This is a genomic window from Bacteroidota bacterium (assembly GCA_040388375.1).
In the GTDB taxonomy this organism is placed as follows: Bacteria; Bacteroidota; Bacteroidia; order UKL13-3; family UKL13-3; genus JAAFJM01.
Window position 1 is genome coordinate 36,902 of sequence record JAZKBU010000018.1, and the last position, 14,404, is coordinate 51,305.

Below are 14,404 nucleotides of genomic sequence, written 5' to 3' on the forward strand. Positions count from 1 at the left end.
ACACTATCCATTTATTTAAAACAGCACTTTTTAATCAAATAATATGGTTATTTAGGTTGAATTGTTAAATTGTTATTGCTTTAGCTTAGCATATTTAACAAAATAATCAAACTTTACATTTTATCCTTTCTGCTGATGTGCCAATTTTCCGAGTAGTTTCAGCGCGGCCTCTACTTTATCGCTCCATTTTAATCCAAAATTTAACCTGAAACAATTGTCGTACTGTTGTTGCAGAGTGTACATGCTGCCGGGACTAATATTTATTTTGTGTTGTATGGCTTGATCATACAGCTTCAAGGAGCTTTGGTTTTTGTTTAATTCTACCCACAGAATAAAGCCTCCATCGGGTTTGCTTACACGGGTTCCTGCCGGAAAATATTCGGCAATGCAACGCAGGTAATGTTGTAAATTGCTATAGAGGGTCTGGCTTAGTTTTCGCAAATGGGCATCGTATCGGTCGTTTTCCATAAAATGGGCAATGGCTTCGTGGGCTAAAGTATTGGTGGAAACGGAATGGTAACGTTTGGTTCTGTCCAGTTTTTCTTTAAACTTTCCGGGAGCTACCCAGCCCACGCGATAACCTGAAGCCAATGTTTTGGAGAATGAACCACACCACAAAACAATGCCACTTTCGTCAAAAGCTTTGCAGGTGGAGGGCCTTTGACTGCCAAAATAAATATCGCCATATAGGTCGTCTTCAATTAAAGGTACATTGTGTTTTTCCATTAACTTTACTACTTCCTTTTTATGTTCAGTAGGCATACAGCTACCAACTGGATTGCTAAAGTTACTGACCAATAAGCACAGCTTTATTTTTTTCTTTTCGAGCACTTTTTTCAAAGCATCTATCTCTACTCCGGTGATGGCATTGGTAGGCAATTCAATTACGTTTAAACCTAAACTTTTGGCCAGTTGTAATATGCCAAAAAATATAGGGCTTTCTACTACTATGGTATCGCCTTTGGTGGTTAATGCTATCAGGCAAAAAGCCAGTGCATCCATACAACCTGATGTAGTAGTTATATCGTGTTCGTTTAATTTACCACCCCAAATCATAGCCCGTTTAGCTATTTGTTGTTTTAGTTTTGTATTACCCTGGTGGCTGTAAAAAACTCCACTGTCGGGCAAATGGCGCATGGCATGCAGCATGGCTTTATTCAGTTTAGCTACAGGCAATAGTTCTAAAGCAGGTGTACCCATGGAGAACAATATTTTACTCTTTGCCGCATTGTCGGAAACGGTTGCAATAATATTTTCTATTTCTTCCATGCCATAAGTAAGTACAGGGCTGCTTGTGGTAGGTGCACTCAACGCATGTTTGTATGCATACGAAACATAATAGCCTGACTGTGGACGTGATTCAATTAAGCTCTTACTTTCTAACAAAAAATACGATTGCAATGCCGTACTCATGCTTACGCCATACTCATGGCAAATGCTCCTTAATGACGGAAGCTTATCACCTGTTTTTAATACTTCGGTTTTTATATGGTGCTCTATGGTTTGACTTATCTGTTGGTATAAAGGTGGTTTTTGTGTCATGGTATTTTACAAACTGTACTTGCCAAAAATACAATAATTGTATCTGTACTTGTATTTATATTTTATCCACTTTTGCCTCCGACTTATTACAACTCTTGTATGAATACTTACCAATATGAATTAATAGAAACAAAAGAAGCGCTAAAGATCAGTAAAGAACTAATGGCGCTTGGAGGCATAGCGTTTGGGCAGCATTCGCCTAAGATGAGCGCTGACAATGCCGCTAAAATGCAGGCAGGTATTGCCAATGAAAAAATGTGGACTGGTATGATTGAAACAGCAAAAGTATTTGTCTGCAAAAACAAGGAAGCGTTAGTTGGTATGGCTTTCTTAATTCCCAAAGGAAACCCTTGGGATATATTTAAAGCGGAATGGTGTTATTTAAGAATGGTGAGCGTGCACCCAAACCACCAAGGTTATGGCATAGGAAAAAAATTAACACAAATGTGTATTGATTACGCAAAAGAAACCAACGAGCAAACCATGGCTTTACACACTTCTGAAATGATGGACGCAGCCAGGCATGTGTATGAGAATTTGGGCTTTACTATACTGGAAGAAATTGAACCACGTTTGGGAAAGAGATACTGGATTTATACTTTAAACTTAAATTAACTATACTTGATTCAAATTTAAATATTGTCAGCATGAGAACAGCAACATGGACTGAATTATCAGCAATTATAACCAGTATTCCAAAGGTCTTTCATCAAATGTCGGAGGAGGAATTTTCTTTTAAATCGGGCCCAGACAAATGGAGCAGAAAGGAAATATTAGGCCACTTAATTGACAGTGCTACTAATAACCATCATCGTTTTGTACGAAGCCAATTTGAAGAGGTGCCAATCATTACTTATGAACAAAACAACTGGAACCGATTCAACTATTATGAACATTTGGGTAAACAACAACTGATTGACTTTTGGACGCTGTATAACAAACAAATACTGGCACTCATGGAACAAATGCCTGATGAACATTTAGCTAAAAAATGCAATACAGGAGGCGCAGAACCTCTAACTATTGAGTATTTGTTTACTGACTATGTACAACACATAAAACACCATTTAACCCAAATTATACCATAAATTTTTTATCTGATAACTAAATGGAAATAATAGAAACAACTGAATTATCTGCCGACCAACAAAATGCTGCTTTGCTGCTTTGGAACAATGAGTACCCTGTAAAATTAAGGTATCATAACATGGCTGAGTTTACTATTTATTTAGAGGGCTTGCAACAGGTTCATCATTTCTTTTTAGTGGATGCGTTACAAAACATAGCAGGCTGGGCTTTTGCTTTTACACGTAACGATGAAAGATGGTTTGCCATTATTCTTGACAGCAGCATTCACCAAAAAGGGTATGGCAGTATGTTATTAAATAAACTGAAAGAAAAGGAACCGATATTAAACGGATGGGTAATTGACCACGATAGGGATTTTAAACTAAATGGTGAAAAATATGTATCGCCTTTGCCTTTTTATTTAAAAAACAATTTTGTTACACATCCTGATATACGAATTGATGCAGAAAAATTATCGGCAGTAAAAATTAAATGGACAAATTAGCATGAACTATTTTAACCCTGAATCGGCTGCGGCAAGGTATGCAAAAGGTCGGCCTGATTTTCACGACAACACTATTGCGCAGGTAAAAGATTTTTTACAGCTTACCCGCAGCATAAATAAAGCGCTTGACATAGCTTGCGGAACAGGGCTTTCAACCAAAGCATTATTGACTATAGCCGAACATGTATATGGAACTGACACATCGGAACATATGCTTAATAATGCAGTAAAAAATGATGCTATCCGATACCGATTGGCTGCTGCTGAACAACAACCTTTCGACAACAAAATATTTGACTTAATTACGGTTTGCTCGGGTGTGCATTGGTTTAATATTGATGCTTTTTTAAATGAAGCCAACCGTTTGTTAAAAGACGATGCATGGCTTATATTATATGATAACTTTTTTATAGCCGACATGGAATTGACGGATGGATTTAAGGATTGGTATTTGACTACTTATCTGGAGAAATATCCTGCTCCCAAACGAAACGAAAGTTATGATTGGTCAAATGAGAATTTACAACACAAGCAGTTTGCATTGGTACACGAAAGTAATTTTACCAATGCTGTGGATTTTACTAAGAGTGAACTGGTACTTTATTTCACAACGCAAAGCAATGTTATAGCCACAGTAGAAAGTGGCAACACTACTTACAACGAAGTAGAAGAATGGTTACATAAAGAACTTAGTGCTTTTTTCACCCATAACGATACCTGTAAAACCATTCACTACGGTAACTGGATTAAGTATATTCAAAAAACGAATTAATATGCATTGGATAAAATACCCAACTTCTTTAAGCAGTGAAATCATTGATTTAATACCGCTTGAAAAGGAACATTTCCCTGAGCTCATAGCTCTTTCCAAAGAAGAAAAAATATGGCAGTTTTATTTGTTTGATGGTGCCAATACGGATGTATTACTATCGGTATTAAACAAAACCTTGCTTGACCGTGAACAAGGCACTCAATTTCCTTTTGTGGTATATCATAAAGTTGATAAAAAAATTATTGGCAGTACACGCTTAATGGATATTCAGGCTGAACATAAAAAGCTGGAAATAGGTGCTACGTGGATACATCCTGAATACTGGGGAACGCCTGTAAACTTACACTGTAAATTACTATTGCTGCAATTCTGTTTCGAAAAACTACAAGCTATTCGGGTACTTATAAAAACGGATGCAAACAATATACGCTCACGCAGGGCAATTGAAAAATTGGGTGCTCAGTTGGAAGGTGTTTTACGCCAGGATATGATAAGGCACAATGGTATTATAAGAAGTACCGCACACTACAGCATTCTAAACCATGAATGGAGCCAGATAAAACTGCATTTAACATCATTACTTGCCAAACAACATGAGCCGCATCATTGATAAAGAAACTGCACCCGGTTATACTTGGGGCGATAACTGTAATGCTATTAACCTAGTTAATACGGAAACGTTATCGGTAAAACAGGAAAGCATGCCTCCACATACTAAGGAAGTGTTGCACTTTCATAAGCATGCGCAACAGTTTTTTTATATACTAAAAGGCACTGCTACTTTTTATTGTAATGGTGAAAAAGAAATGGCGCATGCACAACAAGGTATATTAATAGCCCCAGAGGAACAACACTTTATTGCCAATGAAACAGCAGAACAATTGGAGTTTTTAGTCATATCTCAACCTGCAACTGATAAGGATAGGGTAAACATAACACCAACCCATTAAGCAAAAAACATACAAAATAGTGCATAGAAAATTTAATAAAATGAGTAATATGCGATCCTAACTAATAGACAAAAAACCTATTAATTGCTACCGCTATTATGAGTATAAAAAACGCCATACGATTAACTTTAAATTTTTTACACTTAGACCTTACCAAAAATTTAGAATACGACAGGTTAACCAAAGCCATTATGAAACGTGTCATTCAACCCTACAGTAATTGTATTGATGTGGGCTGCCATAAAGGGGAGATTTTAGATACTATTTTACAATTAGCACCCAATGGTACACACTTTGGTTTTGAACCTATACCCAGTTTATATAACAACTTAAAACAAAAGTATGCTGATAAAGCTACTATCTATCCGTATGCTTTAGCTGATGCCAATGGTAAATCAACTTTTCAGTTTGTAAAAAATGCACCTGCTTATAGCGGCTTAAAGAAAAGACGTTACGATACTGACAAGCCTGATATTGAAGAAATAGAAGTAGAAATTAAAACACTGGATGAACTAATACCGAATCATTTAAAGATAAATTTTGTTAAAATAGATGTAGAAGGTGCAGAATTTGGTGTACTAAAAGGTGCCAGAGAATTACTGAAACGCGATAAGCCCGTTGTTGTATTTGAATGTGGCATGGGTGCCAGTGATTATTATGATACTAAACCGGCTTATATATTCGCTTTTATAACGAATGAAATAGGGCTTTCGGTTTCTACTTTAAAATCGTTTATCAATAACGGTAAACCATTAACGGCAGATGAGTTCGCGGATTGCTTCAACAACAGTAAAGAGTATTATTTTATTGCACACGCTTAATTAAAAGCGTGCTATCCGTTTTCTAAATCATTTAGGTATAAGGTGCAAACTTGTCGTACTGTTTGCTCCACTTTTTCAAAGTTAAAATCAATAGCTGCGCGAATTTTTGTGTTGTTGTAATAATATTTCTTTTGCGAAGCTCTTGCTGTTTCTTTGGTTAAATTAAATTTTGATATGCCTGTCATTCGTACCAAAGCAAACAAACGCCAGGCTATTTCGCCCATCCAAGGCTTAACCAGTATAGCAGGTTTTTTCACACCAAAGTTTTCAGCCATCATATCAAATAAGTGTTTTATGCTTACACTTTCGCTACATAAAATATATCGGCTACCAAAAATATTTTGCTCCATTAAGGTATAACATACTTTGGCTATATCCTCTACATCTACATACCCATTTACGCCTTGTGTGTACAAAGGCATACCTTTATAAACGGATTGAAACAGGTTAATAGAGCCTTTGGTAAAATCGCCATAACCTAAAATTACACCCGGGTTAACTATACAAATATTCAATCCTTCTTCTTTGCCACGCCATACTTCCATTTCGGCTTTGTACTTGCTAATGGCGTAATTGGAGTTTAATTTATTGTTTTCCCATTTACAATTTTCATCAATGGTGGCACCATCAATACTACGGCCAATAGCCGCAATAGAACTAATGTAACAGAACTTTTTAACACTATACATAAGGGCCAGGTTAACCATATTAGCAGTACCTTCTACATTGGTCTTCATCATCTTTTCTTTGTCAGCCTGGTCAAAACTAACCATGGCCGCACAATGGTAAACTTCTGTTACTTCATTAAAGGCCTGCTCTAACAAGGGCATATCCAATATATCAGCATCAGCCCAAACAATGGTTGCGTACAATGCATCTTTGGCTTTAGTATCAAAATGCTTAAAATGGTAATTAAAAATTTTATCAAATTCAGCCAATGAAGCTGTTTTGCGTTTAATTAATTTTATTTTTCTTTGGTGTTGCAGCAAATGGCAAGCCACGTGAGCCCCCAAAAAACCTGTCGATCCGCTAATTAAAATCACTGTTTGTGGATATGTTTATTTAATATCACAACAAATTAATGAGTTTTGCCCCAAATAGTAAGCAAAAAATAAAATCATTTTATAACTGCTTCACGCAAACCAATCTTTAGCATACATGGAATTTTTAAAACCACTATCATCCTCTTTTTTTGATGAAGTAAGCACACAGTGTAGTCCCACCAGTTTATTTCACTATACCGATTTTTTTCATAATGCTGATAAATCATTACAACATTACCAATTGGCTATAGTGGGCATTTGCGATGAAAGACTGAATGAATCAACCAAAGGAATCAGTAAAAGTGCGGATGAAATACGTAAGGAATTTTATCGGTTAATAAAACCAAGATACGACATAAAAATAATTGACTTAGGCAATATTGAAGCGGGCAATACTATCACCGATACTTACTTTGCGGTAAGGCAAACATTAAGCGAGCTTTTAAAACAAAAAATAGTTTGTTTACTGATAGGGGCCAGCGAAGATTTTATATACCAGCAATACGCTGCTTATGAGCAAACACATTTCAATATGAATGTGGTATTAGCCGATGCTCGCGTGGCGTTGAAAACGGTTGACGATAATCCATTGGCTAGTGGTTACCTGTCAAACATTATAGCGCATCCGAAAAACTATTTATTCAATGTAGCCCATGTTGGCCACCAAAGTTATTTTGTAGAGCCTGAAAGTTACGATGCATTTGAAAGAATGAATTTTGACATGATGCGTTTGGGTTTGTTTAAAGGTAAAATACAAAACATTGAACCACTTTGCCGTAACGCTGATATGATGGCCTTTAACATGAACACCATAAAAGGCTCTGATGCACCCGGCCAGGTATTACCATCGGCTAACGGATTTAGTGGTGAGGATGCTTGCCAGATAGCACGTTATGCAGGTATTAGCAACGATATAAGCTCGTTTGGTATTTATAATATTAACCCTGCTAAGGATATCAGCAATTTAACCAGCCAATTGGCAGCTCAAATGTTATGGTATTTTATTGATGGCTTTTATGCACGCAAAAATGAATACCCTACGGCTGATAGCAATGATTATATGATTTACTATACCAGTATTCAAGGTACTTATGAAATAAATTTTTATAAAAACAAATATACTGACAGGTGGTGGATGGAAGTGCCTTATCCAAAAGACAGAAGTAATCAAAAGGGTTCATTTATGGTGCCTTGTAGTTATAGTGATTATGAAATTGCCATGACGGATGAAATACCTGACAGATGGATTAAAGCTTACCAGAAACTAATTTAATACCGCAACAGAAACTAATAATAAATGGACGAAAAAACGAAGTATACTTTTTTTGAAAATGTATTTGAAGTAGTAAAACTAATTCCATTTGGCAAAGCTACAAGCTATGGCGCAATAGCCCGTTATTTGGGTGCTGCCAAAAGTAGCCGTATGGTTGGCTATGCTATGAACTCAAGTCATTTGTTGTTACACAAAGTACCTGCACACAGGGTAGTAAACAGAAACGGATTACTAACGGGCAAACATCATTTTGGAGGTGATACGATGCAGAAACTATTGGAAGCGGAAGGTTTTGTAATAGTAGATGATAAAATACAAAACTTTAAAAAGCACTTTTGGGATCCCAATGAAGCACTTGCTATGTAACTATTAAAAGTAACAATAGGCTGAATAACTAAACAGCTTGTATACTTTCAATAGTTGTTATACTAAATACAGCAGAAATTTATTTTAAATAACTAATTTGTAAATTCGGTTGGTAGGTATTACAACACCTTGTTTTAAAATTACAATCTTATCGGTAACACCCCAAACGGTTGTTTCAACCAATCTTCTTACGCTATCGTCTTCAAAGTAAATTTTTATTTTGGTATGTTCTAAATTACCTAAACTCAGCGCCCTGTTTAAATCCTGATCACGTTGCTTTATTAACTCTTTGTCTTTTAATATTTCTTCACTTGGAAATTTCAAATGTTCAATTTCCTCTTTTTCTATTTTTTCAAAATCAGCTATCATAATTTTATGTCTTAAGCAGGTTGTATAACAAATGTATTAATTGCATGTAAAAAAGCTATACAAAAAATAAAAAGTTTATATTTTTTTGATAAAACTATTCATTATCAATATCATGTATCATTAAAATTGCATTTTTTAAACCTGATTATTAAAATTAAAGCAATACTTTTTTGCCTTTTCTGCTTTTTATTAAATTGACTATTTTATTATAATTGTAAGCATTTATTCTTACGCTTGAGTTTCCATAATAACATATCGTTTCCGCATATTTTGCAATTAATAAGCAAAGGCGAAGGGGAGCAACTTGACTTTAAAAAAACCATTTCATCGGCCAGTAAAATAGCCAAGACAATGGCTGCTTTTGCTAACCATAAAGGCGGTACTTTATTGGTGGGCGTTAACGATAATAAAATGATTTCAGGTGTAAGAAGCGAAGATGAAAAATACATGCTTGATTTGGCAGCCGGCTTTTATTGTAAGCCTGAAATAAACATACAAATTATTGAATGGGAAATTGGGGGCAAAACAGTTATTGAATGCATCATTCCCGAAGGCAATAATAAACCATACTATGCCAAAGACGAAGAAGGCAAATGGTGGGCACATATACGTGTAGCGGATAAAACTTTATTGGCCAGTAAAATAGTGTTGGATGTATTGAAACGACAAACCAATAATACCAATACCTTTATTGCTTATAGTAAACATGAAGAGGGCTTGTTAAAGTACTTAGAAAGCCATAATAAAATAACTTTAAAAGAAGTAAGCAAACTTTTAAATATAGGCAGATGGCGTGCGCAAAAAATGATTATTAATCTGGTAAGTGCTGGTATTTTGCGTTCGCATACCACCGAAAAAACAGAATTTTTCACATTGAGTTAAAACAAAAAAGCCCGGTATAAAACCGGGCTTTTTTGTTTTAACATTTCTCTATTTCTTCTTTAAAAAATCTAAAGCAGCACCGTTTACACAATAGCGCAAACCTGTTGGTTTAGGTCCATCATCAAATACATGACCTAAGTGGCCGCCACATTTAGCACACATTATTTCTACTCTTTTCATGCCGTGTGTACTGTCAATGGCTGTTGTTATTTTAGTGCTGTCTAATGCTTCAAAAAAGCTTGGCCAGCCACAACCTGCATCAAACTTGCTATCGCTTTTAAAAAGCTCGTTTCCGCAAGCTACACAAGTATATGTTCCGCCATCGTAATGCTCTTCCCATTTGCTGGTAAAAGGCCTTTCCGTTCCTTTTTGGCGCAATACATAATACTGCTCAGGCGTTAACTGTGCTTTCCATTCTGAATCGGTTTTGTTTACCTGTATGCTATCCTTGTTATCCATAGTTGTTTTAATATTTTGTGATACGCTTGTTGTTGATTGATTGCCCGAATTATACTTGCACGAGGTAAATGCCAACAGGCAAATAACCGAGCTGATTAGTAGTAATAAGTTAGTCTCTCTTTTTAATTTGTTTTGATAATTGAAATACATCATGTCGCTAAAGTGTTTTTAATTGAAATGTGATACTTATTTTGTTCCTGCGAACTAACACATATACGCAATTCATTGTATATTGGATTAGGCTCCAAATGCCACCCGGCTGACAATTCTGTTAAATTACTTATAATCCTTTTATCCAAACGTTATTTTAACACAACACTCTTATTGATAAAACACCCATTATAAATATTTGTTTTAACAACGCTTAAATACCATAAACAAGCTTACTGTTTTCGGTGGTTATATCGGCTACTTTTTGCAGGCTTACCTGCTTTAATTCGGCCAGTTTTTTGGCTACTTCAATTATATAAAAACTTTCGTTGCGTTTGCCCCTATGTGGTACTGGAGCTAAATAAGGGGCATCTGTTTCTAATACCAAATTTTTCAAGTCTATATCGGCTATGGCTTTATCTAAACCTGCATTTTTAAAGGTTAATACCCCTCCTATTCCTAAATAAAAACCCAATGCTGTTATTTGTTTGGCTTGTTCTGCATTGCCACTAAAGCAATGAAAAATGCCCCTCAATTTCGGGTGCTGCATTTGTTGTAATATGGCTATTACTTCATCGGTAGCATTACGCGAGTGTATATTAATTGGCAAATCGTATTGAATAGCCCACTGGCATTGTTTAGTAAAGGCACTTATCTGTTGTTCTTTAAACTCTGTGCTCCAGTAAAAATCAAGACCTATTTCACCAACAGCATAAAATTGACGCTTTTTAAACCACTTTTGAATTTGAAACAATTGTGCTTCCACATTGGCATCAACCGAGCATGGATGCAAGCCCATCATGGGAAAACAATTATCGGGAAACTGCCATACCAAATCTAACATAGGCTGAATGCTATGTAAATCTATATTGGGCATAAACAGCCTTGTTACATTGTTTTTTATTGCTTTTTCTATCAGTTGTATCTTATCGGTTCCAAACTCCTCTGAGTATAAATGGGTATGTGTATCGGTAAAAATCATGCTTTCTGTAATAATGGGCAAAACTACTATTTATATGCTATGTTCAATAGTCTGTAAAAATGTTTCTTCATTTTTATTACCACAAAATAAATCATATAATTGACTATGGAATTATTAACACGCGAATCAATATTAGAAAAGTTTAATACCGTTAATGAATTAAGTGAATCAGACCAATTACTTTTAGCAAAAGCCAAAGAAGCCAGTAAAAACGCCTATGCTCCATACTCTAAATTTAATGTAGGCTGTGCCTTACTGCTGGCTAACAATGAAATTATTTTAGGTAATAACCAGGAAAATATTGCTTATCCTTCAGGGTTATGTGCTGAGCGTGTTGCTATATTCCATGCAGGTTCAAACTATCCTGATGTAGCTATAAAAGCAATGGCTGTAACAGCTTTTGCAACCGGGTACGAAGTAACTGAACCCGTTATGCCTTGTGGCGCCTGTTTACAAAGTATCAGTGAATTTGAGTTGCGTTTTAAAGAGCCTATTAAAATTATTTTACAAGGTAATACCGGCTCTATTTATGTGGCCAATGGCACCAAAAACTTTTTGCCTTTTCAATTTTATATTCAGGAATTAGGCGGATAATTCAGTTATAAATTACTTAACTCCTGCTGTAGTTTTTTGGTAAGCGACTGTACTATTAATTGGTAAGAATCATCAACCATTTGTAATATTATTTTATCGCTTACATCCTCGTTAAACGTTACTGTATTCCAATGTTGTTTATTCATATGGAAGCCCGGCTTAACCGCACCGTATGAAGCTCTCCATTCAATTGCCTTCTCAGGATCGCATTTTAAATTAACACTTACCGGATTACTTAATGATGTTAAGGCAAACATTTTACCCATTACCTTAAATACCAAAGTATCGTTATCAAAAGGAAAGGTTTCTTCTACTCCTTTTTTATCAATACAATATTCTCTTAACTGTTCTATGTTCATGGTAATTTTATAAATCTGTATCCTATTGAAAACTGTAACATAGAAGCCCTGGTGCTAAAATCAACCGAGTTGCTGTTATTAGCCAGTTGAGCTGCTGCACCTATCTGAGTCAGACTAAAATCGTATCTTACATCAAAGCTTAGTTTCCAAACATCAACACCTAAGCCCGCTTGTGCGCCCAAAACAAAATTTTTAAAATCGCCTTCTTTTAGTGGGTCTACCGTACCGGAGGCATTACTTATGGTTACATCCTTATCAACTAAAAATTGAAAATTAGGTCCCGCTGATACCCTTACTAATTTTAATATTTTTTTACCAAACAATACGGGTACATCTATATAGCTTAACTTATTGGAAGCACTGGAATTATTGTTATTGGCTACACTAAAGTTTAGGTTACGAAATAAAATTTCAGGTTGTATAAAAAAACTAACTAAACCTATTCGGGTATAAGCCCCTAGTAAAAAACCATTGTAATTATCGGGCGAGCTAAAGCTTTTAAAATCCGATCCTATTACTTGTGTGCTTGTTAAACCCACCTTTGCTCCCAATGCAAATTCCTGTGCTTTTGAAACAGAGAAACAAACCAAAAACAATAGTAGTAATGTAATTTTATTCATTGTATGTATGCTATTATAAAACAAATTAACAATGAATTTATTTATTAAAAAAATTACTTCTCAATAGCTTAAACAAAAGATGCCCGTTGTAGTAACGGGCATCTTTTTGTTTTTAGAGTTGTTCTCTGTTTTTGATTACCTCATTAAAGTAAGAGAGCCACTGTACTGGTATTTTTTACCAGCAAAACTGGTTGCAAATATCTGGTACACGTAAGCATCCTGCTGACACTCACCTCCCGTTTTCTGGTCTATACCGTTCCAGCCTTGTTTTATATCTTTTGTTTGAAACACCAGCTTACCCCAACGGTTATAAACATAAATATCTATCGTCTCAAAGCCTCTCGCCTGTACATAAAACTGACTGTTACATGGTATACCCGGTACCGGATTACCTCCCTGACAATCTACATTACTTCCTCCCTTACCATCTGTTTTTGGCCAGAATACATTCGGGATAAAAACTGTAATATCTGGTTCTATTTCTACATATTTAGTTACCGAATCTACACATCCTTTCACACTAGTCACTCTCAGTTTAACAGCTATTTTACCGGTATCTGATGCAAATGATTTTTCTGTTGGATTTGCCTCTGTCGATGTTCTTGGCAAGCCTGTCAATGGGTCTATACCAAAATTCCACCAGTAAATATTATCAGTATCAGGTTGAGAACGGTTATAGAAAATAAAAGATGGTTTTGCCACTGTGGTAGTGTATTTATTGGGTTCAAAATCAGCTACCGGAGTTAACCATGCTGTTGATGTTTTTATATCTGAGGTATCACTACAAGTGGTCGTTTTGTTAACCACCACTAATTTGGTTTTGTAACTGCCCGGTGTAGCAAACGAAGTACTGAAGTTCACTTGATCTACTGCATCAAGCACAGGCACAACAAAATCATTTACAAACCATATATAATTACTGCCCGGTACACCTGATGGTACTGCCGTATAGTTTACATTCAACGAAGTAAATGGTGCATGGGTTCTTACACATCCACTGTCTATACCACTAAAGTCAGCTACTGGTTTCTTGTAAATAGTGAATATCGCGGTATCGGCTCCGGGTATAGGACATAAATTGATTCCTTTAGGATCTGTCGTTACCACTCTCACCTGTACCAATCCATTGTTGATCTCGGTCTGCGATGCTCTGTATATCAATGAATCATTGGTCTGTTTTACTATAGTACCTGACTGGTTAACTACTTCCCATGCCAACCCATATGGATGACTTGAGAATTTTGATGGTGGGTCTACCACATTGATAGTAAACTCTGCTCCATATTCACATGCTGCCGCATCAGGCCCTAAGTTTACTTTTGGTGGATACTGGATGCGTACATTGAAACTATCTTTACCTGAACAACCTTCTGGTGTTCTATAGTAATACTGTAGCTTGTATACCTGCTCTTGTAAGCTGTTGCCTACAAACCTGAACATACCACCATCTCTGCCATAATCTGCTGTTAAACCCGCTCCTCCACCTGTCAATGACATGGAATCTGAGCCTGAACTTAAAAACAACGGATTTGGGGTTAATACCAATCGTAATGAATCTCGTGTTAAACATACTGCACTGTCCTTGATGTTAGCCGTTACTATATCTACTGTAGGTAATCCTTTTACCGTCAGATTGGTCGTATCGGCTG

At 36.0% G+C, this 14,404-nt stretch carries 19 protein-coding genes; 11 read left to right on the forward strand and 8 right to left on the reverse strand.

All coding sequences use genetic code 11. The annotated features are described in order from the left end of the window. Nucleotides 1-120 precede the first annotated feature (120 nt). Nucleotides 121-1,542, reverse strand: coding sequence for a PLP-dependent aminotransferase family protein (locus tag V4538_16630; GenBank protein ID MES2382677.1), 1,422 nt, complete (start codon nucleotides 1,540-1,542; stop codon nucleotides 121-123). A gap of 99 nt (nucleotides 1,543-1,641) precedes the next feature. On the opposite strand from V4538_16630, the gene V4538_16635 reads away from it, so the two are divergent. From V4538_16635 to V4538_16665, 7 genes are all read left to right on the forward strand, one after another. Next, entirely contained in the window at nucleotides 1,642-2,157 is a 516-nt protein-coding gene (locus V4538_16635) for a GNAT family N-acetyltransferase (protein ID MES2382678.1), read from the forward strand. Between the two features lie 32 nt (nucleotides 2,158-2,189). After that, a complete protein-coding gene (locus V4538_16640) occupies nucleotides 2,190-2,630 on the forward strand; it encodes a DinB family protein (GenBank protein MES2382679.1) in 441 nt (146 codons plus the stop codon). A gap of 20 nt (nucleotides 2,631-2,650) precedes the next feature. Continuing rightward, nucleotides 2,651-3,115 carry a GNAT family N-acetyltransferase gene (locus tag V4538_16645; GenBank protein MES2382680.1) on the forward strand — a complete coding sequence of 155 codons (465 nt, stop codon included), beginning with the start codon at nucleotides 2,651-2,653 and terminating at the stop codon, nucleotides 3,113-3,115. Between the two features lies 1 nt (nucleotide 3,116). Continuing rightward, the gene (locus V4538_16650; GenBank protein ID MES2382681.1) at nucleotides 3,117-3,887 is read left to right on the forward strand and encodes a class I SAM-dependent methyltransferase; all 771 of its coding nucleotides are present in this window, start codon (nucleotides 3,117-3,119) and stop codon (nucleotides 3,885-3,887) included. Between the two features lies 1 nt (nucleotide 3,888). Continuing rightward, nucleotides 3,889-4,497, forward strand: a complete 609-nt coding sequence (locus V4538_16655) for a GNAT family protein (GenBank protein ID MES2382682.1) — start codon at nucleotides 3,889-3,891, stop codon at nucleotides 4,495-4,497. Continuing rightward, entirely contained in the window at nucleotides 4,481-4,837 is a 357-nt protein-coding gene (locus tag V4538_16660) for a cupin domain-containing protein (GenBank protein ID MES2382683.1), read from the forward strand. Before V4538_16655 ends, V4538_16660 begins: the two co-directional genes overlap by 17 nt. 98 nt (nucleotides 4,838-4,935) lie before the next feature. Beyond that, a complete protein-coding gene (locus V4538_16665; protein ID MES2382684.1) occupies nucleotides 4,936-5,658 on the forward strand; it encodes an FkbM family methyltransferase in 723 nt (240 codons plus the stop codon). Nucleotides 5,659-5,669: 11 nt separating this feature from the next. Here the strand turns inward: V4538_16665 and V4538_16670 are convergent, their stop codons facing one another. Beyond that, entirely contained in the window at nucleotides 5,670-6,701 is a 1,032-nt protein-coding gene (locus V4538_16670; GenBank protein MES2382685.1) for an NAD-dependent epimerase/dehydratase family protein, read from the reverse strand. 115 nt (nucleotides 6,702-6,816) lie between these two features. On the opposite strand from V4538_16670, the gene V4538_16675 reads away from it, so the two are divergent. Further along, nucleotides 6,817-7,974, forward strand: coding sequence for a formimidoylglutamase (locus V4538_16675; protein MES2382686.1), 1,158 nt, complete (start codon nucleotides 6,817-6,819; stop codon nucleotides 7,972-7,974). A gap of 24 nt (nucleotides 7,975-7,998) precedes the next feature. Further along, a complete protein-coding gene (locus V4538_16680; GenBank protein MES2382687.1) occupies nucleotides 7,999-8,340 on the forward strand; it encodes an MGMT family protein in 342 nt (113 codons plus the stop codon). An 84-nt stretch (nucleotides 8,341-8,424) separates the two neighbouring features. Here the strand turns inward: V4538_16680 and V4538_16685 are convergent, their stop codons facing one another. Then, nucleotides 8,425-8,709, reverse strand: a complete 285-nt coding sequence (locus V4538_16685) for a hypothetical protein (GenBank protein ID MES2382688.1) — start codon at nucleotides 8,707-8,709, stop codon at nucleotides 8,425-8,427. A gap of 234 nt (nucleotides 8,710-8,943) precedes the next feature. Between V4538_16685 and V4538_16690 the strand changes: the two genes are divergently transcribed. Next, a complete protein-coding gene (locus V4538_16690) occupies nucleotides 8,944-9,591 on the forward strand; it encodes an RNA-binding domain-containing protein (protein MES2382689.1) in 648 nt (215 codons plus the stop codon). Nucleotides 9,592-9,639: 48 nt separating this feature from the next. Here V4538_16690 and msrB read toward each other — a convergent pair whose 3' ends face one another. Next, the gene (gene msrB / locus V4538_16695) at nucleotides 9,640-10,203 is read right to left on the reverse strand and encodes a peptide-methionine (R)-S-oxide reductase MsrB (GenBank protein MES2382690.1); all 564 of its coding nucleotides are present in this window, start codon (nucleotides 10,201-10,203) and stop codon (nucleotides 9,640-9,642) included. 211 nt (nucleotides 10,204-10,414) lie between these two features. Further along, the gene (locus V4538_16700) at nucleotides 10,415-11,182 is read right to left on the reverse strand and encodes a TatD family hydrolase (GenBank protein MES2382691.1); all 768 of its coding nucleotides are present in this window, start codon (nucleotides 11,180-11,182) and stop codon (nucleotides 10,415-10,417) included. Between the two features lie 105 nt (nucleotides 11,183-11,287). Between V4538_16700 and V4538_16705 the strand changes: the two genes are divergently transcribed. After that, entirely contained in the window at nucleotides 11,288-11,776 is a 489-nt protein-coding gene (locus V4538_16705) for a cytidine deaminase (GenBank protein ID MES2382692.1), read from the forward strand. A gap of 5 nt (nucleotides 11,777-11,781) precedes the next feature. Here the strand turns inward: V4538_16705 and V4538_16710 are convergent, their stop codons facing one another. The 3 genes from V4538_16710 to V4538_16720 all read right to left on the reverse strand — a co-directional run. After that, nucleotides 11,782-12,135 (reverse strand): MmcQ/YjbR family DNA-binding protein, encoded by a 354-nt coding sequence (locus V4538_16710; GenBank protein MES2382693.1) that lies wholly within the window; start codon nucleotides 12,133-12,135, stop codon nucleotides 11,782-11,784. Beyond that, nucleotides 12,132-12,755 (reverse strand): outer membrane beta-barrel protein, encoded by a 624-nt coding sequence (locus V4538_16715; GenBank protein MES2382694.1) that lies wholly within the window; start codon nucleotides 12,753-12,755, stop codon nucleotides 12,132-12,134. Before V4538_16715 ends, V4538_16710 begins: the two co-directional genes overlap by 4 nt. 135 nt (nucleotides 12,756-12,890) lie before the next feature. After that, nucleotides 12,891-14,404, reverse strand: a 1,514-nt coding sequence (locus V4538_16720) for a gliding motility-associated C-terminal domain-containing protein (GenBank protein MES2382695.1), incomplete at its 5' end; no start/stop codon positions are given.